At 70.0% G+C, this 20,367-nt stretch carries 23 protein-coding genes and 1 pseudogene; 10 read left to right on the top strand and 14 right to left on the bottom strand.

What is annotated here, in order from left to right; all coding sequences use genetic code 11:
- The first annotated feature begins 13 nt into the window (after positions 1-13).
- The gene (locus tag ACWEFL_RS03010; RefSeq protein WP_451706548.1) at positions 14-358 is read left to right on the top strand and encodes an antibiotic biosynthesis monooxygenase family protein; all 345 of its coding nucleotides are present in this window, start codon (positions 14-16) and stop codon (positions 356-358) included.
- A gap of 106 nt (positions 359-464) precedes the next feature.
- Here ACWEFL_RS03010 and ACWEFL_RS03005 read toward each other — a convergent pair whose 3' ends face one another.
- The gene (locus ACWEFL_RS03005) at positions 465-2,531 is read right to left on the bottom strand and encodes a DHA2 family efflux MFS transporter permease subunit (RefSeq protein ID WP_451706545.1); all 2,067 of its coding nucleotides are present in this window, start codon (positions 2,529-2,531) and stop codon (positions 465-467) included.
- A 250-nt stretch (positions 2,532-2,781) separates the two neighbouring features.
- On the opposite strand from ACWEFL_RS03005, the gene ACWEFL_RS03000 reads away from it, so the two are divergent.
- Positions 2,782-3,477 (top strand): HAD-IA family hydrolase, encoded by a 696-nt coding sequence (locus ACWEFL_RS03000; protein ID WP_451706543.1) that lies wholly within the window; start codon positions 2,782-2,784, stop codon positions 3,475-3,477.
- A 465-nt stretch (positions 3,478-3,942) separates the two neighbouring features.
- Here ACWEFL_RS03000 and ACWEFL_RS02995 read toward each other — a convergent pair whose 3' ends face one another.
- Entirely contained in the window at positions 3,943-4,527 is a 585-nt protein-coding gene (locus tag ACWEFL_RS02995) for a TMEM165/GDT1 family protein (RefSeq protein ID WP_451706541.1), read from the bottom strand.
- Between the two features lie 302 nt (positions 4,528-4,829).
- The gene (locus tag ACWEFL_RS02990; protein WP_451706538.1) at positions 4,830-5,570 is read right to left on the bottom strand and encodes an ABC transporter permease; all 741 of its coding nucleotides are present in this window, start codon (positions 5,568-5,570) and stop codon (positions 4,830-4,832) included.
- 307 nt (positions 5,571-5,877) lie between these two features.
- Here ACWEFL_RS02990 and ACWEFL_RS02985 point away from each other — a divergent pair, with 307 nt between their 5' ends.
- From ACWEFL_RS02985 to ACWEFL_RS02965, 5 genes are all read left to right on the top strand, one after another.
- A complete protein-coding gene (locus ACWEFL_RS02985; RefSeq protein WP_451706536.1) occupies positions 5,878-6,540 on the top strand; it encodes an HNH endonuclease family protein in 663 nt (220 codons plus the stop codon).
- Between the two features lie 252 nt (positions 6,541-6,792).
- On the top strand, positions 6,793-8,475 hold the full coding sequence (locus ACWEFL_RS02980) for an alkaline phosphatase D family protein (protein ID WP_451706533.1): 1,683 nt from the start codon (positions 6,793-6,795) through the stop codon (positions 8,473-8,475).
- Between the two features lie 184 nt (positions 8,476-8,659).
- Positions 8,660-9,109, top strand: a complete 450-nt coding sequence (locus ACWEFL_RS02975) for a DoxX family protein (protein ID WP_451707295.1) — start codon at positions 8,660-8,662, stop codon at positions 9,107-9,109.
- A gap of 235 nt (positions 9,110-9,344) precedes the next feature.
- Positions 9,345-9,653: a hypothetical protein gene (locus ACWEFL_RS02970; protein ID WP_451706530.1), complete on the top strand. Its 309-nt coding sequence runs from the start codon at positions 9,345-9,347 to the stop codon at positions 9,651-9,653.
- 395 nt (positions 9,654-10,048) lie between these two features.
- Positions 10,049-10,702 (top strand): DedA family protein, encoded by a 654-nt coding sequence (locus ACWEFL_RS02965; RefSeq protein ID WP_451706528.1) that lies wholly within the window; start codon positions 10,049-10,051, stop codon positions 10,700-10,702.
- On the opposite strand, the gene ACWEFL_RS02960 is transcribed toward ACWEFL_RS02965, so the two are convergent.
- The 4 genes and pseudogenes from ACWEFL_RS02960 to ACWEFL_RS02945 form a co-directional block, all read right to left on the bottom strand.
- The gene (locus ACWEFL_RS02960) at positions 10,647-10,913 is read right to left on the bottom strand and encodes a DUF2277 domain-containing protein (protein ID WP_451706525.1); all 267 of its coding nucleotides are present in this window, start codon (positions 10,911-10,913) and stop codon (positions 10,647-10,649) included. The two genes, ACWEFL_RS02965 and ACWEFL_RS02960, sit on opposite strands and share 56 nt — an antisense overlap.
- Positions 10,914-11,144: 231 nt before the next feature.
- Positions 11,145-11,621 (bottom strand): annotated as a pseudogene (locus ACWEFL_RS02955) (protein-tyrosine phosphatase family protein); the annotation flags it as partial.
- A gap of 53 nt (positions 11,622-11,674) precedes the next feature.
- Positions 11,675-12,097, bottom strand: a complete 423-nt coding sequence (locus ACWEFL_RS02950) for a hypothetical protein (protein WP_451706522.1) — start codon at positions 12,095-12,097, stop codon at positions 11,675-11,677.
- Between the two features lie 437 nt (positions 12,098-12,534).
- Positions 12,535-12,960: a hypothetical protein gene (locus ACWEFL_RS02945; protein ID WP_451706520.1), complete on the bottom strand. Its 426-nt coding sequence runs from the start codon at positions 12,958-12,960 to the stop codon at positions 12,535-12,537.
- A 313-nt stretch (positions 12,961-13,273) separates the two neighbouring features.
- Between ACWEFL_RS02945 and ACWEFL_RS02940 the strand changes: the two genes are divergently transcribed.
- On the top strand, positions 13,274-13,885 hold the full coding sequence (locus tag ACWEFL_RS02940) for an SMI1/KNR4 family protein (RefSeq protein WP_451706517.1): 612 nt from the start codon (positions 13,274-13,276) through the stop codon (positions 13,883-13,885).
- Between the two features lie 1,779 nt (positions 13,886-15,664).
- Positions 15,665-15,907 (top strand): helix-turn-helix domain-containing protein, encoded by a 243-nt coding sequence (locus tag ACWEFL_RS02935; RefSeq protein ID WP_451706514.1) that lies wholly within the window; start codon positions 15,665-15,667, stop codon positions 15,905-15,907.
- A 201-nt stretch (positions 15,908-16,108) separates the two neighbouring features.
- Here the strand turns inward: ACWEFL_RS02935 and ACWEFL_RS02930 are convergent, their stop codons facing one another.
- Entirely contained in the window at positions 16,109-16,303 is a 195-nt protein-coding gene (locus ACWEFL_RS02930; protein ID WP_451706511.1) for a hypothetical protein, read from the bottom strand.
- Between the two features lie 144 nt (positions 16,304-16,447).
- Here ACWEFL_RS02930 and ACWEFL_RS02925 point away from each other — a divergent pair, with 144 nt between their 5' ends.
- On the top strand, positions 16,448-16,696 hold the full coding sequence (locus tag ACWEFL_RS02925; protein ID WP_451706509.1) for a GntR family transcriptional regulator: 249 nt from the start codon (positions 16,448-16,450) through the stop codon (positions 16,694-16,696).
- A gap of 12 nt (positions 16,697-16,708) precedes the next feature.
- On the opposite strand, the gene ACWEFL_RS02920 is transcribed toward ACWEFL_RS02925, so the two are convergent.
- From ACWEFL_RS02920 to ACWEFL_RS02895, 6 genes are all read right to left on the bottom strand, one after another.
- Positions 16,709-17,416 carry a hypothetical protein gene (locus tag ACWEFL_RS02920; RefSeq protein ID WP_451706507.1) on the bottom strand — a complete coding sequence of 236 codons (708 nt, stop codon included), beginning with the start codon at positions 17,414-17,416 and terminating at the stop codon, positions 16,709-16,711.
- A gap of 245 nt (positions 17,417-17,661) precedes the next feature.
- Complete coding sequence (locus tag ACWEFL_RS02915; RefSeq protein ID WP_451706505.1) at positions 17,662-17,958, bottom strand: hypothetical protein; 297 nt, start codon at positions 17,956-17,958, stop codon at positions 17,662-17,664.
- A 305-nt stretch (positions 17,959-18,263) separates the two neighbouring features.
- A complete protein-coding gene (locus ACWEFL_RS02910) occupies positions 18,264-19,091 on the bottom strand; it encodes an N-acetylmuramoyl-L-alanine amidase (protein ID WP_451706502.1) in 828 nt (275 codons plus the stop codon).
- Entirely contained in the window at positions 19,088-19,513 is a 426-nt protein-coding gene (locus ACWEFL_RS02905) for an HNH endonuclease signature motif containing protein (RefSeq protein WP_451706499.1), read from the bottom strand. Before ACWEFL_RS02905 ends, ACWEFL_RS02910 begins: the two co-directional genes overlap by 4 nt.
- Positions 19,514-19,666: 153 nt before the next feature.
- Entirely contained in the window at positions 19,667-19,825 is a 159-nt protein-coding gene (locus ACWEFL_RS02900) for a hypothetical protein (protein ID WP_451706497.1), read from the bottom strand.
- 34 nt (positions 19,826-19,859) lie between these two features.
- Positions 19,860-20,366 carry an H-type lectin domain-containing protein gene (locus ACWEFL_RS02895; protein ID WP_451706494.1) on the bottom strand — a complete coding sequence of 169 codons (507 nt, stop codon included), beginning with the start codon at positions 20,364-20,366 and terminating at the stop codon, positions 19,860-19,862.
- Position 20,367: the final 1 nt, after the last annotated feature.

Genomic DNA, 20,367 nt, shown 5'->3' with positions numbered 1-20,367 from the left:
GAAGGATGCCCCTGTGGCCAGTGTGGTGAAGATCAACGTTCTGACCGTCCCCGCCGAGCAGCGCGAGGTGCTGGAGAAGCGGTTCGCCGCGCGCGCCGGGAGCGTGGAGAACTCCGACGGGTTCGAGTGGTTCGAGCTGCTCCGCCCGCTGGAGGGCACGGACCAGTATCTGGTCTACACGCGCTGGCGCAGCGAGGCCGACTTCGAGGCGTGGATGGCGGGCTCGATGCGCGGCGCTCACGCCCCCTCGCAGGGCGGCGAGCAGGGCGGCGGCGAGAAGCCGAAGCCCGCGGCCACCGGGTCCACGCTGTGGTCCTTCGAGGTGGTCCAGTCGGCCGGTCCCAAGGCCCAGGGCTGAGCCCCTCCGAGAGCGAACGGTGAGCCTTCACGGACCGCGGGCACTGACCGGGCCGCGGGCACGTGACCGGGCGGCAGGTGCCCGGGGGGCCGGCAGGATCCCGTACTCACGGGTCGAGGTGTCCCGGGGGCGCGTGGTCGCCCTTCGGCCGGGGGCCGTTCGGCCGTTCCTGGTCGGAGCCGCACAGCTCCGCGTTCAGCTCCTCGACCAGTTGCACCAGATCGGTCGGCCGGTCGGGACCCCACCAGTCGCCGAGCAGTTCGCAGAGTGACTCCTCGCGGGCCTTGGCCAGACGCATGGCCGCCTCGAGCCCCTGTTCGGTGAGGACCAGTTGCACGCCCTCGCGCCGGGCGAGACCGCGTACCTCGATCTGGGCGGCGGCCTCGGTAACGGCTCTCAGCGGTACGGGGGTGGTGTCGGCGAGCAGCCCGGGTTCGACGGTTCCATGGCGCCGGATACGGAGCAGAAGCCAGCTGGCGGCGGGCAGCAGGTCGTAACCGGCCCTCGCCGTGATCTTCTCGTACACCTCGCGTCTGCCCTCGCGCGAGCCGAGTACGGAGAGCGCTCGCGCCACCTCGTCGCGGGACGAACGCTGCACCGGATTGGACGCGAGGGTCTGGCTGGGGTCGGGAGCGGTCACCGAGCCGCGGAGCCGGTCTTCCTTGAGGAACCAGGCGACGGCGAAGGCGAGGAGCACGATGGGGACGGCGTAGAGGAAGACGGCGGTGATGGACGACGCGTAGGCGTGGATCACCGGCTGCTGGAGCGCGGGCGGCAGTTCGGCGATCGCGTGGGGGTCGGCGGCCAGCTCCCCCGATCCCGCGCCGGGCGGCACATGCCGCCCGGCGAGCGCGGCGGCGAGCCTGTCCTGGAGCCCGTTGCTGAAGATCGTTCCGAAGATGGCGACGCCGAAGGAGGCTCCGATCGACCGGAAGAAGGTCGCGCCGGAGGTGGCGACGCCCAGGTCCTCGTAGCGGACCGCGTTCTGCACCACCAGGACCAGCACCTGCATGACCAGGCCGAGTCCGGCGCCGAAGACGAACAAGTACAGGCTCATCACCCAGGTGGCGCTGTTCTCGGTCAGCTGGTGGAGCAGCAGCAGCCCGATCGCGGTGACGGCCGTGCCGAGGATCGGGAAGACCTTCCAGCGGCCGGTGTGGCTGACGATCTGGCCGGACACCGTCGACATGAGGAGCATTCCGATGACCATCGGCAGCATATGAACGCCGGAGAGGGTCGGGGAGATGCCGTGGACGACCTGGAGGAACGTCGGCAGGAAGGTCATCGCGCCGAACATCGCGAAACCGACGATGAAGCTGATGACGGCGACGAGCGAGAAGGTACGGATACGGAAGAGGCGCAGCGGCAGCACCGGTTCGGCGGCCCTGCGCTCGACGGCGACGAAGAGGACGAGCAGCACCAGGCCGAGGACGGCGAGTCCGATGATCTGCGGGGATCCCCAGCCCCATGTGACGCCGCCGAGCGAGGCGACGAGGACGAGGCAGGTGGCGACGGAGGCGATGAGGAAGGTGCCGAGGTAGTCGATGGTGTGCTTGGTGCGGCGGGCGGGGATGTGGAGTGCGGCGGCGATGACGGCGAGCGCGACGACGCCGACGGGCAGATTGACGTAGAAGACCCAGCGCCAGGAGAGATGCTCGGTGAAGAAGCCGCCGAGGAGGGGGCCGAGGACGCTGCTGGCGCCGAAGACCGCGCCGAAGAGGCCCTGGTAACGGCCGCGTTCGCGGGGCGGGACGATATCGCCGACGATCGCCATGGACAGGACCATGAGTCCGCCGCCGCCGAGGCCCTGTAGGGCGCGGAAGCCGATGAGCTGCGGCATGTTCTGGGCGAGGCCGCAGAGCGCGGAGCCGATGAGGAAGATGACGATGGCGGTCTGGAAGAGCTTCTTGCGGCCGTACTGGTCGCCCAGCTTGCCCCAGAGAGGGGTGGCGGCGGTGGAGGCCAGCAGATAGGCCGTGACCACCCAGGACAGATGCTCCAGTCCGCCCAGGTCGCTGACGATGGTGGGCAGCGCGGTGGAGACGATCGTCTGGTCCAGGGCGGCGAGCAACATGCCGAGCAGCAGCGCACCGATGGCGGCCATGACGCTCCGCCGGTTCTGGCCCTCCCCCGGGGCCGGACTCAGGGGCTGGGTGCGCACATCTTGGGCCATGCGGATCTCCTCGTGTCCGAATCCCTTCCATCCTGGTGGGTATGTCCGGTTCTGGCCTGCGGAGACGAGGGGTGGCTTTCACGGGAACGGCTTTGTATCATGTTGAAACAAAGTGGCTCCGTCCGTCCCCCTGACCACGGGCGGAGCCACTCTTGTCCGTCCGCTCTCTGTCTGCGTCTCTGTCTGCTCTCTCGTCTGCGTCTCTGCCTGCTCTGTCCGATTTTCCGCGCCACCGCTCTGGAGTACACCGATGACGGCAAGCACTCTCACCGCCCGGGGCCTTCTCCTCGACATGGACGGCACCATCGTCAACTCGGACGCGGTGGTGGAGCGCTGCTGGCGAAGGTGGGCGGTCGGACACGGGCTCGACCCGGAGGAGACGCTCAAGGTCGTCCACGGACGGCAGGGGCACGTGACGATGGCGGCGCTGCTGCCGGACCGGCCGGTGGAGCAGAATCACGCGGAGAACGCGGTGTTGCTCGCCCAGGAGACGGCCGACGTCGAAGGGGTGGTGCCGGTGGCCGGCGCTCCCGCCTTCATGGCCGCGCTCGCGAGGCTGCCGCACGCCCTCGTGACTTCGGCGGACATGGCACTGGCCCGCGCGCGGATGACGGCCGCCCGCCTGCCGATGCCGGACATTCGCGTCACGGCGGAGTGCGTTGGCGAGAGCAAGCCCGCCCCCGAGGGCTTCCTCAAGGGCGCGGCGCAGCTGGGTTTCGCGCCGTCCGAGTGCGTGGCGTTCGAGGACTCCGAAGCGGGGATCACGGCCGCGCGGGCGGCGGGCATGCGGGTGGTGGGCGTCGGCCCCCGCGCGAAGGCCCTCGGCCCGGATCTGCATGTGGAGGACCTGACGGAACTTGAGGTGACGGCGGATCAGGACGGCTGGATCCATGTCGTCCACGTCCGGCCCGTCGACGGCCCCGGACGGACCGACGCGGCCCGCTGATCGCGGCCACACCGCGGATGTCGCCCGTCGGCGCGCCGAGCGCGGGCCCGGATGTCGGCCGATGTCGCCCGTGCGCCTGCCGACCGCATGGGGCACGCCGACGGCTGCGGCCTTGTCCGCGCTGAGCGCGAGCGGTCTGCCGACGGCCTCGGGTTCCGCGGCGGCAGCCTCGGGCACTCCGCTCCGGCCCGCCGGACGCGAACCGGCTCCGCCGGGCGGTCGCGGCGGGCGCGTCGTACGGCCGGGGCCGGGTCCACCGGGCCGGTCGGCCCAGTGATCGCAGCCGCCCTGGACAGACCCGACCCGGACCGGATCCGGAGCGGTGACCGGCCGCTGCCTGCGCGAAGGCGGCCGGATCCGCGCGGAGGCGCGATCGCTCCGGTCCCGGACCGGACAAGGACCCGCCCCAACCCGGCCCCGGACCGGTCCGGACGCGCCCCAACCCGGCCGGGAGAAGCGCGTCGGCTACCCCGTAACCGCCTCGTACAGGCTGAACCCCGCCAGTACCAGCATCAGCGCCGCCGCCACCTTGGTGATCAGCTTCAGCGGGACGTACTTCATCAGGGTGCGGCCGCCCAGGATGCCGATGCCCGCGACCGTCCACAGCGCGAGGACCGCTCCGATGCCGACGGAGACGGGGTTGTCGTACCGGGCGGCCAGATTCGCGGTCATGATCTGGGTGAGGTCACCGAACTCCGCGACCAGGATGAGCATGAAGCCCGCTCCGGAGACCTTCCAGAAGGACTGGTCGGCGGGCGGCTTGATGTTCTCCTCGTCGCCGTCGGGCTTCCGCAGCAGCAGAACCAGCGCGCCCGCGAGGAACAGCGCGCCCACCACGGCCTGGACCAGCCGGTGCGGCAGCAGGGTCAGGACGCTGCCCGCCGCGATCGCGAGCACCACATGGAGGGCGAAGGCCGCGGCGACCCCCGCGAAGACGTACGAGGCGCGGTAACGCGTACCGAGCATCAGACCGGCGAGCGCGGTCTTGTCGGGAAGCTCGGCGAGGAAGACGACGCCGAAGGTGATAGCCATGACGGTGAAGCTGATCACGGGTGGGATTCCTCAATCGGTCGGGCTGCCCGTACCGAGAGACCGTAAAGCCTGAACCAGGGGTCGCTTCGGCACGGCAGCGTCAACAGGACACTGCGGCCGAAGGTCTCGCTGGCGGTCCTCGGGCCTTGCGGACCCTGGAACCGCCTCCGGGCGCCGGCCGGGCACGAGGCCCGGCAGTATGTCGACGTTCCGGCGAAGAGCTACTCCCCTTCTGCACGTAACAGGGTACGGCACTTCCCGCCGCCGTCTTCGAGACGTACGCCACACGGAGACGTACGCCGCACTGGGGGGACCGGGCCCTACGGCCGGTACAGCCGCCCCCGCGCTATCAGTTCCAGCACCACCGCCACGGCGATCGTCTGGACCGCCATCAGCGCGACCAGGACGAAGAGCTGCACCGCCCCCGCCAGCAGCGGCGACGCACCGCCGAGGAGCATGCCGACGAAAGCGCCCGGCAGGGTGACCAGGCCGACCGTCCTGGTCTGGTCGAGGCCGGGAAGCAGCGCGTCCGCCGCCGAGTCGCGGGCCACCTCCAGCCGGGCTTCGCGGTCGAGGAGCCCGAGGGCCATGCCCGCCTCCACCTCCCCGTGCCGCAGCTTCAGCTCGTCGAGCGCCCGCCGTCCGGCGAGGACGGTCGCGGTGAGCGCGCCGCCGATGAGGATCCCGGCGACGGGGACGAGCGCGATGCCCTTGAGCGGTACGAGTCCGGTGAGCAGCAGCGCGGAGACGACGGGGAAGACGCCCGCGGCGATGGGCAGGGCCGCCCACCACCAGGTCCGGTTGGCGGTGATGCGGCGGCCCGCGGTGCGTACGGCCACGGCGTACATCAGCAGCACGAACCCGAGCAGCAGCGGCAGGGAGCTGATCACCCAGCCGATGACCAGGGAGACGGCGGCGAGTTGGGCCGCGGCCCGCGCCCCCGCCACCACGATCTCCCGCGAGCGGGACCGCCCCAGGTGCGCGACGGCGGCCACCGTCGCGGCTATCGCGAGCAGAACGGCGAGGACCGCGAAGAAGACGGGATCGACGGTCAGCAGCACCCGCCGACCCTACGACGGTCGATCCCGCGGCGGCAGACGGCCCATGCCGATCCGGCAACGGCAGGTGGCCCATGGCGATCCGGTGACGGCGAATGCTCCACGCCGATCCGTCAGGGCCGGTGACGGCGGACGCTCCACGCCGATGCTCAGGGCCGGTGACGGCACCGCCGTCATACCGGTCGCCCGAACCCCTTGAACTGACGTGTCCATGACGTCAGGCTGTATTCCGGCGCCCACCCTCGCACCACCCGCGCCCGGCCCGGCCATGCCCCGATGGCCGGACTCCCCCCTTTCCGAAGGAGTTCGCATGTCCGGAATCTACGCGCGTCACAGCAGTCGAATACGCCGTGCGTCCACCGTCGCCGCAGCCTGCGCCCTCGCCGCCACGGGCTTCGTCGCCACCGCCCCCACCGCCCAGGCCGCCCCGCCCACCCCCGTCAACGCGGCCACCGCCCGTATCTACCTGGGCCAGCTCACGGTCCGCGCCGAGGGCTCCTCCAGCGGCTACAACCGCGATCTGTTCCCGCACTGGAGCACCCAGTCCGGGACGTGCAACACCCGCGAGGTCGTCCTCAAGCGCGACGGCCGCGATGTCGTGCAGAACTCCAGTTGTGCGGCGACCCGAGGCACCTGGTACTCCGAGTACGACGGCGCGACCTGGTCGGCGGCGTCCGACGTGGACATCGACCATGTCGTCGCGCTCGCCGAAGCCTGGCGCTCGGGCGCGAGCGCCTGGACCACGGCCCGCCGCCAGTCGTTCGCCAACGACCTCACGCGACCGCAGCTGATCGCCGTCACGGACAACGTGAACCAGGCCAAGAGCGATCTGGACCCGGCCGAGTGGCTGCCACCGCGCACGGGCTACCGCTGCGTGTACGCCCGGATGTGGGTCCAGGTGAAGCACCACTACGCCCTGAGCGTCGACCCGGCGGAGAAGAACGCGCTCACCTCCGTCCTCAACGGCTGCTGAGCCGCGCCTTCCTCGGCTTCCGGATCCTTCCCGATCCCTCCGGATCCTTCCCGATCCCTCCGGATCCTTCCCGATCCCTCCGGATCCTTCCCGATCCCTCCGGGCCCTCCGGATCCCGGCGGCGGCCCCGGCCCGACCCGCACCGCCCCGAATGGCGGGTCCGCGCCCTGGACGGCGGGTCCGCGCCCCGGAACCTGTCCGTACCCCTCCGTCGTTCCGTACCGTACGGAGCGACGGAGGAGAGGACACGACATGGCCGCAGGGCTTCGCCTGGGACCGCTGCTTCGGTACGTGGACTGGGAGACCGGCGGAAGTGCGACCGTCTGGGTCGAGACCGACCGGCCGTGCACGGCCGAGGTCCGGTGCGCGGACGGGGCGGGCGGCTCCGCGCCCACGTTCCGTATCGCCGGCCACGACTACGCGCTGGTGACGGTGACCGGACTGACACCCGGCACGGCCACCGCGTACGAGGTGCTGCTCGACGGGGACCGCGTCTGGCCACCGGAGGGCTCCCGCTTCCCGGCGTCCACGATCACCGCCCCGGAGGTCCCCTCCCCTGGCGTCGCCGTCTCCTTCGGCTCCTGCCGCTGGTCCGCCGCGCCCCTCCACGGGCACGACCCGATCGGCCCGGACGCCCTCGACACCCTCGCCGCCCGGCTCGCCGCCGACCCGGCGGCCGCCCGCCCCGACGTCCTGCTGCTCCTCGGCGATCAGGTCTACGCGGACGCGACGTCGAAGGCGACGCAGGCGTGGATCGCCGAGCGCCGCGATCTGAACGAGCCGCCCGGCCCGGATGTCGCGGACTACGAGGAGTACACCCGGCTGTACGACGAGTCCTGGCTCGATCCCGAGGTGCGCTGGCTGCTCTCCACCGTCCCCAGCCTGATGATCTTCGACGACCACGATGTGATCGACGACTGGAACACCAGCGAGTCCTGGCTGGCCGAGATGCGCGCCGAACCCTGGTGGGAGGAGCGGATCCTCGGCGGGCTGATGTCGTACTGGGTCTATCAGCACCTGGGCAATCTCTCCCCTGCCGAGCTGGCGTCGGACGAGCTGTTCACGGCCGTACGGAACGCCGGCGACGGCACCGGAACGCTGCGGGCCTTCGCCGCCCGCGCGGACGCCGATCCGGCCTATGCGCGCTGGAGCTACCGCCGTGACTTCGGCCGGACCCGGCTACTGATGGTCGACACCCGCGCCGCCCGCGTACTCGACGAGCGGAACCGGTCGATGCTGGACGCGGACGAGGCGCGGTGGCTGCGCGAGCAGGCCCTGGAGGCGAGGGGGTCGTACGACCATCTCCTCATCGGCACTTCCCTGCCCTGGCTGCTGCCGCCGCTGATCCACGACGCCGAGAGCTGGAACGCCGCGTTGAGCCGCGGCGAACGGGGCGCGCGCTGGGGCCGGTTCGGCGAGAACGTGCGCAGGCGCGCCGATCTGGAGCACTGGGCCGCCTTCCCCGCCTCCTTCGAGTGGCTCACCGAGCTGATCGCGGACGCCGGCACCGGCGAGGGCGCCCCGGCGACGGTCTGCGTCCTGTCGGGCGACGTCCACCACGCGTATGTCGCCGAGCCCGACTGGCGCGGGGCCGGGGAGCCGGACTCCCGGGTGTTCCAGCTGACCTGTTCCCCCGTGCACAACTCCATCCCGCGGTCGATCCAGTGGGGATTCCGTTTCGGCTGGAGCCGGACGGGACGGCGGCTCGGCCATCTGCTGGCCCGCCACGGGCGCACGGGCCGGCCGCCCGTGCACTGGGACCGGACCGGCGGCCCCTGGTTCGGGAACCATCTGATGACGCTGACGCTGCGCGGGCGTTCGGCGGGCCTGCGGCTGGACCAGGCTCGGGCGGAGGGCGACGGGGTGCGGCTGGTGACGGCGGACGACCGGGAACTGACAGCGACACCGGCCCGCACGCCGACCGGACAGGGCTGAGGTTCAAGGTCGGGCGTCGGGTCCGGAGTCCGGCACCGGAACTCCGGCATCCGGATCTTGGATGAGAGTCCTATGAGAATCCCACCGAACGCAAATGTTTGAACTTGCAAGCATTAATCAGGTCTACCTAACTTGGGGCCACCACGTCCCCACACGTAGGAGTCCCCCCATGGCCAACAACTCGTTGACCTCCCAGCTCAACCGGGTCCAGCCGTACGCGCTCGGCCTGTTCCGCATCGTCGTCGGACTGCTCTTCGCCTGCCACGGAGCCGCGTCCCTCTTCGGAGTGCTCGGCGGCGCGCACGGCGGCGGAACCGTCGAGGCCGGCACCTGGCCGGACTGGTACGCCGCGGTGATACAGCTCGTCGGCGGCTCGCTGGTGCTGCTCGGCCTCGGCGCCCGGAGCGCCGCGTTCATCGCCTCGGGCTCGATGGCGTACGCGTACTTCAAGGTCCACCAGCCGGAGGGCCTGTTCCCGCTCCAGAACAGCGGCGAGGCTGCCGCGATCTTCTGCTGGGCCTTCCTGCTGATCGTCTTCACCGGGCCGGGCGCGCTGGCTCTGGACAAGGTGTTCACACGGAACGGCGACCGCTCGCCGGAGGAGGCGCGCGGGACCGCGACGGCCGCCGCCTGACGGCCGCTCCCCCGCCTGACGGCCGCTCCCCCGGCCGACGCCGAGTGCCCGGACCCCGCGCGGGGTCCGGGCACTCGCCTCGATCCGCCCCGGCGAACCGGGGGTTCGGCAAGAACGGCATCGCGGACCGCGACCATGACTGCGGGGTCTCCCCCATACGGGACAGCGCAGGGTCCACTGCACGCGACGAGAATGTGTCGGGACACGCTGCCGGATGTGCTGAAACACTCTGCGGATGCCCACTTGGATGACCCCGCGCCGATTGGGCGCAACCGCCGCCCTGTACGCCGTCTTCGTGGCGGGCTGGTACCTCGGCCAGCCCCTCCCCTACGTCGGCTGCGACACCTCCGAACCGGCGACCGCGTCCAAGGACCCGGTGATGGTCGGGGAACCCGGCGACGTCTCCGGCGACCTCTCCCGAGCCGCCCAGGAGATCGTGGACATCGCCGACTACCAGGTCGTCTCCACCACGTCGATCGCTCCATGCGACCCGAGCACGCCCCACCCGCGCCTGGTTGCCTGGGTGACCGGGGACTGGCGCTGAGGGACCTCCCGGCCCCGGATCCGCGCTGAAGGACCGCCGCCCCCGTGTCGGTTTGACGGCGTGCGCTCACATCATCACCGTTCGCGGCTGGTGACACGGTTCGTACCGGCACCCCGATTCCCATCACCGTCGAAGCGCTTCACGCGGCCGCCCGGCCCGAGTAACGTCAGCGCGGCCACACCGGGCGGGGGTGAGGGAGCCGACAGGGACGCCCACCAAGGCGACGCGCCGCCTACGAGGCAGAGGTGATGATCACAACATCGGCGACCCCCGGGTGACCCCAGGGCGAACCTCCGGCGTACGCTGTACAGCTGTCAGTGCCGTGTACACCGCATACCGACCGATCTCACTGGCTCGGCACTGTTCATTCAACGGGGTAACGGGGAGAGTTCAAGGTGCTGGACAGTCTGGGGACGCTGACCGGCAGCCCCTGGATCTACGCGGTCGTGGCCCTCTCCGTCCTGCTCGACGTCTTCCTGCCGGTGCTGCCGAGCGGCGTCCTGGTGATCACGGCCGCGACAGCCGCGGCGGCGGGCACGACGACCGCCACGACGGTGGCGGGCGAGGTACCGCGTGAGGTGCCCTCGCTGCTGGTCCTCGTCCTCTGCGCGGCGACGGCGTCCGTACTCGGCGATCTCTTCGCGTACCGGCTGGCCCGGCGCGGCGGGGAACGCTTCGACCGCGCGATCGCCCGCTCCCGTCGGCTGACCAAGGCACAGGACCGGCTCGGCTCGGCGCTGGCCCGAGGCGGCGGCGCGCTCGTCGTGATCGCCCGGTTCGCCCCGGCCGGCCGCTCGGTGGTCTCCCTGGGCGCCGGCGCGGCCCACCGCAAGGTCAAGGAGTTCCTCCCCTGGTCCGCGCTGGCCGGGCTGGTCTGGGCGGGCTACAGCGTCGGCCTCGGTTACTTCGGCGGCCAGTGGCTGGGCGCGACCTGGGTCGGCGCGGCCGTCTCCGTACTGGCGCTGTTCGGCGGGGGCGCGCTGGCGGCCTACGTCATGCGGCGTCGCCCCGCGCAGCGGCCTGCCGCCCCCGCGAAGGGGACGGCGTAGCCGCTCCTCTGACCTCCAGGCCGTCGAGAAGGCGGCGAGTGGCCTCGGCGATCTCGTCCACGGCCTGGTCGAAGACCTCCTTGTTGTGCGCGGCGGGCGCCCGGAAGCCGGACACCTTCCGTACGTACTGGAGGGCGGCGGCGCGGATGTCGTCCTCGGTGGCCTCTTCGGGGAGTACGGGGGGACGGAGGGTCTTGATGCTGCGGCACATGTGCTCCAGTGTGCCTCGCGCGCTCGGCGGGGGTCCGGGAAACCCGCTTCATCAGTGCGGACGGTGGGAATCCGCGCCGTCCGGAGCGTCCGGATCATCGGGAGCGATCAGGGCGCTCGGGGCGCTCGCAGGGCCCGGGACATCCGGAACGACGGAGTCCGGACCGGGCGCACCCAGACCGGGCGCGTCCAAACCGGGCGCATCCGGGCCGGTGACGTTCGCGGGGCCGGTGAACCTGCTGACGTACCGCCGCTGCCACGGCGTCTCGACGGCCCGTCGGTGATATCCCCGCCGTACGAACTCCACCGCCTGGTCGCCCGGCACCCCATCCAGTACGGCGATACAGGCCAGGGCCGTTCCGGTACGTCCACGGCCACCCCCGCAGGCGACCTCCACCCGCTCGTTCCCGGCCCGGTCGAGGGCCTGGCGCAGGGTCTCGGCGGCGAGCGCCGGGTCGCTGGGCAACCGGAAGTCCGGCCAGCGGATCCAGTCGCTGTTCCAGGGAACCTCGGGCGGCTCCTTGCCGAGCAGATAGACCCCGAGGGCGGGTACGGGCCCTTCCGGGAGCGGATATCTGAGGCCGCGACCGCGGACGAGCCGCCCGGAAGGCAGTCGGAGCACACCATGCGCGTCTGGATCCCATGTCTCGCTCACGAGCGCACGGTAGACCAAGCACCCGAGAGCGAACCCGGTGGATGACACAGCCATCGCCGGTTCTCCGCACGGCAGGCCCCGAAGAACACGTCGGATGCAGGCGTGATCTAGGCGGGGCTCTGCTGATGCCGATTGCGGAACTGCCGCATCAGTTCGGCCCACACCAGCAGGCTGATCACCGGCGCGGCGGCGGCGAACAGCATGTTCACGCCTTCCTCCCCCGCGCTGTCCGAGGCCCACAGGCTCCATGCGAGCGCGGCCACCACCCCCACCACCGTCAGAAACCAGGAGGACAGCTCCGGCCGCCCGTCGACGATCGCCGCCGCCGTCCCCAGGCCGCCCCCGATCACCAATCCCATGACCAGGACCGCGCGGGTCCAGTCGGGCGCACCGATGATGCCTTCCAGCACGGGTTTGGCGTGGAGCTGGCGATAGGTGATCAGCAGACTTCCGGTGTAGACCGTCGCCAGGGTCACCAGGCTGAGCAGTCTCACCAACTGGCCCAGGGCACCACGTTGCGCACCAGACATGAAGCATCCCCCCACGGAGCAACAGAGTCGGATTCCGGAAGTCTCGGCAGGATCTCTTCGGAGAGTCCCAGAAGGCTCTACAGAATGCCCGCCCCTCCCCGTACCCGACAGGGAATCGGCGGAAATGGGCAGGGGGTTTCGGCCGGGCGAGACCGGGAGCGAACTCTGTACGACGACTTCGACGGGGCACCCGTTCCCATGAGTCGGGACGGGTGCCCGTCTGGGGGAGACAGGTCGCGTATGGGGGCATGCCGCCCCGGCAGGGCGAGCGGGGCAGTACGTACCGGGTCGCCCTGCTCGGAGCCGCACCCGGCCGACGGATCTTCCGCGTCGCCGGTTCGAAGCGGATCGCCGCGGATCGCGGCCGACGACCGACATGGTCGGAACGGCCAACATGGTCGGAACGGCCGACCGACCGTTTCAGCCGTCCCGGTCCACTATCTGACGATGTAGTTGCTGTCGCAGTACTGAAGTACGCCGGAGGGACCGTTCTTCAGGCATGCCCAGATGGTGACTTCGACGTTGCTCCCCTCGGCGGGCAGCGTGATGCTCTGGGTGGCGCACGCGCTGCCGTTCCCGCTGGCGTCACGGGCTTCCCACCGGTTCGGCCCCCACTCCAGTATCGCGACGGCATCGAGACCGTCGGGAACTCCCAGGTCGCACGCCTCGATGTAACCGGTGGTGGCGGTGAGGGTGTACGCCTCGGCCGACCCGTATCCACCGGCGGGAGAGTTCTGGGAGAGCCATCCGAACAGGAACCCCGTCCCGTGAACGGACGGTGCCGCGAGTGCGGCCGAGGCCGTCATCGCCAGCGCGGCCACGGTAGCCGCTGAGACGGCCAGTGAATTTTTCAGACGACGCATGTGCTTCCTCTCGTGCACGGCTCACGGACGGAATAGCCCAACTGTGTCATGTAGCGGTCAAAATGCCGTTGACGATCCACGCGCAGATGTTGACGATCCCGGCACGCTCATTGACGGTCTCCGCACACTGACGCACGGGCCTGTGGCGCTCGCGAGGACGCGACCTCCGCGATCCCCGCGATCTCCTCGGCTCAGCGATCACGGAATCACCCCTCCCCCGGCACGCACAGGTTCAGGACGGGCTCGCCAACGAAGCCACCGCGTCAGTGCGATCAACTAGGCTCGCACCGAAATGCTCTACAGGAGGGACGCTGTGGATTCGGTAGTTTTAGCACCACTCGCGCATGTTCTGCCGCCGAGCCTGGGAGTCGACGAACAGATCGACTGGCCCACCGCCGAGGCACGCTGGGGCACCAGATTCCCGCAGGACTACATGGCCTTCATGTCCGTCTACGGGGCAGGCTCCATCGGAGACGGGCTGGGCATTCTCATGCCACTCCCCAAGGAGTACATCCAGTGGGATCCCGGAACCCTGGAGGACGAGACCGCGAACGCCCGGCTCGTCTGGGAGAAGTTGGGCGACCGGGAAGGCACGAACATCGAGCCCGACCACATCCTCGCCTGGGGCAGCACCTCCGGCGCCGACATCCTGTGCTGGCTGACCGCCGGCGCGGACCCCGACAGTTGGCCCGTCCTGGTCTGCGGCCGTCACACACGGGACGACTTCACCGTCTTCCCTTTCGGCATGGTGGAGTTCCTCCGCAGACTGCTCCTCAAGGACATCGATCCGCATCCCATCAGCATCGATCTGGGGAACTCGCCGGGTTTCGTGCACTGGCTGGAGGAACAGCGGCGCTTCAAGGCCGGCCTGGATCCCTACACGGGCGAGCCCGATCCGGACAACCGCTACGGCGACACCCTCTGAGGGCACGCCCATCGCACCCTCCGAACATCCGCGACCGGATCCTCGCCCCGCATCGGCGACGAACGCGCACGCCTCGCCGCACTCTGCCCCGACTGCCACGGCCCACTCGACATGCACGGAGGGGCCGGCGCGAACCCAGTCGTACGGTGCATGGCGTGCGGACGCACCTGGAGCCGGCAAGGCGGAATCCCCGCTCCGAAGGGGAGCGGGGATTCATCTGACCGCGACCTACGTGTATGCAAAAGCCACCGGGGCATAGCTGGGCGATCCGTTGAACATCAGGGTTGCGGACGCGTGAAGCGACCTACCGGGTCCCACATGCTTTGTCGGCCCTAGGCAAGTGGTCACTAGACCTGCCCCCAGCGAGGTGGGGAGGCAGCTCGCATCCCCGCCGAAATTATTGTTCGCATAGCCCGCACCCAAGTTGATGGCGGAGTTGTTGTTGTTCCTCACTACGAGAACGGACTGCGCGTATGTTCCCGAGCTGTTGATCAGGATGCATGTCTGGAACAGGAGATTCGAGGAATCTTCATGACTGGTGGTGGCGCCACAGTTCTCCAGCCCGAAGGTGAGGGGCTGCCAGTATGGTGCCGCAGCGGCAGGACCTGCCGCAAAAAACCCTATGACAGCCGCAGCCGCAGCAACTGCAATTCCCTTGAACGTCCTACGCATTACCAGTGCCCCTTTCAATTCTGCGCAATCCTGCACAGAAAGCTAGGCGAATCACTATCTTGCGCGGTTTCGAGACAAAGATAATCGATAGTTGCAATGTACACAACACTACAAACAAGTCAAACGCTATTGACTGAAAACGACCTAGAATTCAACATCTATCTAGGCTTTTCCGGAAACCTCACCCAGGCGGGACTCAGGCATCGAGGCCGCCCCCTCGCCATTCGATCAGCGCGGCGCAGGCTCCACCACGTCGCCTACGTCGTAGGCGAGGCCGAGGATCTCCCCGACGACACGCACTCGCCGGCCGCCCCGTCGGCGATGGCGGGTAGACGATCACGGGCAGTCCACCCATACCCCAGAGTGCGCCCTGAAGGCGAGGTTCTTCGAGGCGCTGGACCGGGAGAACGGCAGCGTCTCGGGTGCCGCCCGGGCGGCTGGGGTGAATCGGCACACGGCGGCCGCGTGGGCGCGCAAGGCTGGTCTCCGTGGTCGTGGCAAGCCCGGCACGAGCGGGCATCCGGGGATGTGGACTCTATGTGGACTCCGAGCGAAGGAAGGCCCTCCAGTCGATCACGACTGAAGGGCCAAAAGCAGGCTCTCACCTGCTAGTTACTTCCGGTGGGCGCGGACGGTTTCGAACCGCCGACATCTGCCTTGTAAGACGCGATGCGCCGGTAGAGCGGCGAGAGGGCGATACCCGCAGGTCCGGCCCCTTCGAGTGTTGCCGCAGCTCAGAGCCGTAAAGCGTCTGAGATTCGCAGCATTATGCGCTTTGGCTACACCACGGCTACATCACGGCTACTCGTTCACTACGGAAGATCGTCTCCTAAATCTCCCCTAAACGATCATGTCGTTTGTGCAGGTCAGGCACAATGAGAGCGACCCCCCTCCGTGCACTGGAGGGGGGTCGTCTCGTGCCGGACGTGGGGGCCACCACGGGTCCGGCACACATGTTCGAACTTTCGTTCGATACTAGGCAGGGTATCCCCGCCTGGGGCGGCGGCACCATCACCCGGAAGAGTGGATTCCGCTCGCGTGGCGTCATGATCGAAAGCGACCGTTTGGGTACTGACTCATAGTGCTCCCACGCACACCGTGTGTCGAGTGTCCCGCCGAACCCCCCTCCCCGACTGGGCCATCGCAGCCCGCACCCGCCTCGGGCACCGCATCGCCACCCACCGACGAGCAGCCGGACTCTCCCAAGACCAACTCGCCGACCGCACCGGGATGGAACGCCGCAGCATCCAGCGCTACGAAGCGGGCAGCAGGGACCCCCGGTACACCGACCTGCTGCTGATCGCCCGCGCCCTCGACGTCCCGCTCGCGCAGCTCGTCGCCGACGAGTAGCTCACGGGCACGCCCACACTTCGACGTCCAGCGTGTGCGCCCCGGATCGTCCGCGTGCCCACCCGCACGGAACCGCGCCCCGTGTGAGCGTCCGGCCGCAGGCGTAGCAGGCCCGGCCCGCGTACGCCTCCCCGGACAGCGAGGCTGCGGGCGGCACTTTGCGGAGCCGACAGCCCAGACGCGCCAGCGTTGAGGTGGGTGTCATGCCACGGTCAGGCGCAGCGCGTGGACGCACGGCCCGCACGCGTACAGCGTCACCGGCGGGCCGGACATCCGCTCGATCGTCACGATCTCCACCGTGGTCCGCGCCAGGGCTCCGTGCCAGTGGCACCAGCGCATACGCGGCACAGGCAGCACGGGGCTCGCCTGCTCGGTCCGGTCGTCAGTACGATGCATCGTCGACTCCACCCAGTCGTCCATCCCCCCGGGCCGTGCCACCGGCCGCGGGGGTGATTCATGCCACTCATATAGACCGTACTACCCCTGACTACCCCCGTGGCTAGCTATGGCAGGCCAGGTTCACCCGCCTAGCTTCCGATCATGAGCATCGACCGAGAGGGACCCGTACCGCCGTACCGGCAGATCGCCGACATCCTCCGGGCCCGGATCGCCGACGGAACGATCCCCGTCGGCCGGCGCATCCCCTCGCTCGTGGAGATGGAGCAGGAGTTCGGCGTCGCGCGCGACACCCTGCGCAAAGCTGTTCAGGTGCTGAAGGACGAGCAGCTGGTGGAGACCGTCACCGGGATGGGCATCTACGTCACCAAGCAACCGCCCGCCGCCGACTGACCGGGTGCCGGGTCACCCGACCGGCGGGCGGCAGATCACAGCGGTGGCGTCGTCGCGTTCCCCGTCGGCCCCCGGCACGGCAGCGGCGACGAGCGTGGCGGCCAGCTGCTCCGGGGTACTCCCGTGCTCGCGGGCCAGGCGCTCCATCTCCTCGTGCCGGACCTGCCCCCACACCCCATCGCTCACCAGCACCAGCAGCTCTCCCGCGGGTACTTCGGCCAGCGCCACCGACGTGGCCGTAGCCGCGGCCAGGGTCGTCCGCACCCAGGCATCGTGAGCTGCGGCAAGCACCCCACCACCCACCGGCGGCATCCCGTACTGACGCAAGTAGGCGCCCATAGTGTGCGGGTCCGTCCGCGCCGCCAGCCGCCGGCCATCCCAGCCGTACGCCCGGCAGTCGCCCACCCACCCCAGCTCCACCGGCCTGCCCGGCCGGGCCACCGCCAGCACCGCGACGCCGTCCGGTTCCGGCTCGTCCCCGGCCCCCGGGTCCGCGATCAGCATCGCGGCGGCCAGGAGCCCGGCGAGCGGCCCGCGCTGCGCCCCGATCCGTACGGCGGTCTCGGCGAGGAGCCGACCGACGGCGGGTGCCTCGGGCGCGTGGCCGATCATGTCGACGACGGCGACCGCGGTGGTGCCGTCTGCGGCAGTGAACCGCGCAGCCGCGTCCGCGTTGTTGGAGGCGATGCCCTGCCGGGTGGCGATGTGTATGGGGGTCATACCGGTCAGCGTACGGAGGCCCGCGGCCACCCCGGGTCCGCCCGGTGGGGAGGTCCGGGCGGACCTGCATGGGGTGCCCAGCCTCCACCCGCCGGGCCGATACGGCCAGAGTCCGGACATGACGAAACCGCCCCCCGCCTCCCGAAGGAGAGGCAGGGGGCGTGGGGTGCAGGGCCGGACTCGTACCGGCGTCCATGTCGGGCATGACCCCGGCCGCTCTGGCCGTTGAGCTACCCGCACCCCGGTCAGGAAGTGGGCGGCGGGCCGCCAGTCAAGGTGACGTCCACCCGGTCCACTGCGTCCCGCAGCGAACCACCCGCGTTGGGCTGGAGCTCGTGCTCGACGGCCGCCACCCGGTCCTCGATCGAGCCCAGTCGCTCCATCACCCCCGGGCGCGCGGGGACTCCGGGCCGGGCGGGCTCTCCGTTCCAGTCGTCCGCGATCTGATCCACCCGCTGAAGGATCCGGTACACCCAGCGGGCCACCGGGGCGATCGCGAGGAGCGCGGCCGCGCCGCCCCCGAGCCACAGCAGCAGATCCACGCGCTCACCACCCTCCCGTACGCGGGGTGTGCCGAGCCTGATACCCGGCCAGCCACGTCAGCCCCGTCGGCACCAACGCCAGCAGCGGAGCCTGCACCCACCCCGGCAGCGGACCGAGCAGACTCGAGTCTGCCGTGATCGCGTTGAGGACAGCGACCGCGATACCGGCCGCAAAGCTAGCGGCGGAAGCCGCCTTGACCTTCGCTTCCACAGGAGCAGCCATGAGGAATCCCTTCATCAGTACAGGTCAGATGGTGTGAAATCGGGGGTTATAAAAGAACCGGGAATCCCACACCTGGAGGTGGTCAGGGTGTGACGGTGAAGCCGTGCTTCTTGCCCAGCGCCGTCAGGGACTTGGCGCCGGGAATCCCGTCCGCAGCCGCGCCGGTGTAGCCGAGGCGGCGCTGCCACGCCGCATACGCCGCGACGGTCGCGGTGCCGAAGTGACCGTCCGCGAGCTCGCGACCGAGCAGCCCCTCAGCGACGAGCGCGGATTCGACGGTCTTCACGCCGTAGTAACTGACGGGCGTTCCCCGGCGAGGCGGATCCGCCTTCGCGGCGGCCACGAGCTTCGACAGGTCGACGGTCGGCTTCGGCGTCCCCGGAGGCTTGGTGGCCGGCGGCTTCGACCCCGGCCGGGGTGCACCCCGCCGAACCCAGTCGTACAGGGCGTCCCCTGGGCAGGCGGTGCGGTATCCGTCGCGGTGGCCCTTCACCTCCAGGCCGGCCCCGTTCGCGCGCAGCAGCTCGATCCCGTCGCGCAGCGCATGCAGTAGCTCGTCGGTGGGCTTCGTGAGGCCCTTCGACCCGATGAGCGCCACGATGGCGAAGTGCTCGCGGTTGAGGGTCTGGTTGCCGTTGGCGCCCGTGCGGCGCCGGATCCCGCGGCCCTCCAGGAGGTGGCCGTGGACGCAGGCCGCGTAGTTGTAGGCCACGTCCGAGTAGTTCTCGGTCTTGTTCGCGAGGTGGGACTTGCGGATGTTCTTCCACTCCGTGACGCACAGGTCGTGATCGTCGGCGAGCCGCGTCGAGACCGCGGTACCGAGGTAGTGGACCTTCACTCCCTTCGCAGTCGCCTGGGCCGGGGCGGCTGATGCGGGCCAGCCGAGCTGTTTCCTGGTGACGAGCCTCATGAGACCGCCTGCTTCCGTGACTGGTACCACGCATTCGCCCGGTCGCGGTTGCACTGCCGGCAGTTCCGGCGGCCGGTGCGGCGGCGATACGTGTTGGCTTCGGTGTACGCGTGGCCCTGTGCGCAGCGGGTGCGGGCGGCTCCGGCCCTCCGGTTGTTCTCCGCCTGGGTGACCGGTTCCAGGTGGTCCGGGTTGACGCAGCGCCGGTTCCGGCACAGGTGATCGAGGTGCAGGCCAGGAGGTATCGGTCCGGCCAGGAGGAGGTAGGCCGCCCGGTGGGCCTGGGCGGTGAGTCCCGGGACGGGGAAGCTGCCGTAGCCGTTCGTGCCCCGGCTGCCGGTCCATTCCCAGCAGCCGGTCTCGGTGTTGAAGACGGTCTTGTCGAGGAGCCGGGTCAGCGGTGGTTCCTTCTTGCCGCGCATGCTGTGCCTCTCTCTGAAATGCGGAATCCCCGGCGTCAGAGAGAGCGCCGGGGATTCCTGCCCGTCCTGATCAGGAACGGGTCGTTGACGGAGGCAGGGGTGCCTCCAGGGCATACGAATGCCCCGGGCCGAGTCCGGTCCGGGGCTGCGGGTTCAGGGGGTTGCGGGCGGATCCGGGTCGGGAACCACGGGTGCCTCTGGCGGTGGCTCGGGCAGCGGGTCGACGACGCCCATGTCCACCAGCGTCAGCATGTCCGCGGCGGCAGTGTCCACCCGCGGTGTCACGGGCCGGTTGGGGGGTTCGGCGGTCATGTGTCCTCCTTCGGCGAAGAGCCGGAGCCGGGCGTCAGGTTGCTACGGCGGTCCAGGTCACCGGGACGTTGGCCCAGGTCGCGTCCATGGGGGGGTTGTCGCCGGAGAACACGAACAGGCGGAAATTGGTTGCGGTCTCGGTGTCGGCGCGTGCGTCCCATCTGGCGGTGGGGCCCGCGGCCGAGGCGATGCCGACGGTGACCGACGGAGTGCTCGGGAACGGCTTGGGGAAGGTCACCGTCATGGTGTAGCTGGCCAGGTTGGTGAAGGACACGAGGGCCTTGCCGTGCTGGACCAGTGCGGCGACCGGCTCCCAGGCGGTGCCGTTGTACCGGTAGAGCCGGTTGGCGTCCGCAAGGTCGGTGATCATGCCCTCGACGGGAGCGGTGATCGCAGCGGTACGCGCCGACGCGGAAGCGAACCGCATCACGCTGCGTTCGACGATCTTGTTGGCGAGGTTCCTTGCCAGGGTTTCGGCGTCGGGCGGATCGCCCAGGGTGGCGATGGTGACGCCCTGCCCGTAGTCATCAGTGGTGGCCACA

This window comes from Streptomyces sp. NPDC004838, assembly GCF_053600955.1.
The sequence above is the reverse complement of the archived record's forward strand: the minus strand, read 5'-3'. Positions and strand labels throughout refer to the sequence as shown.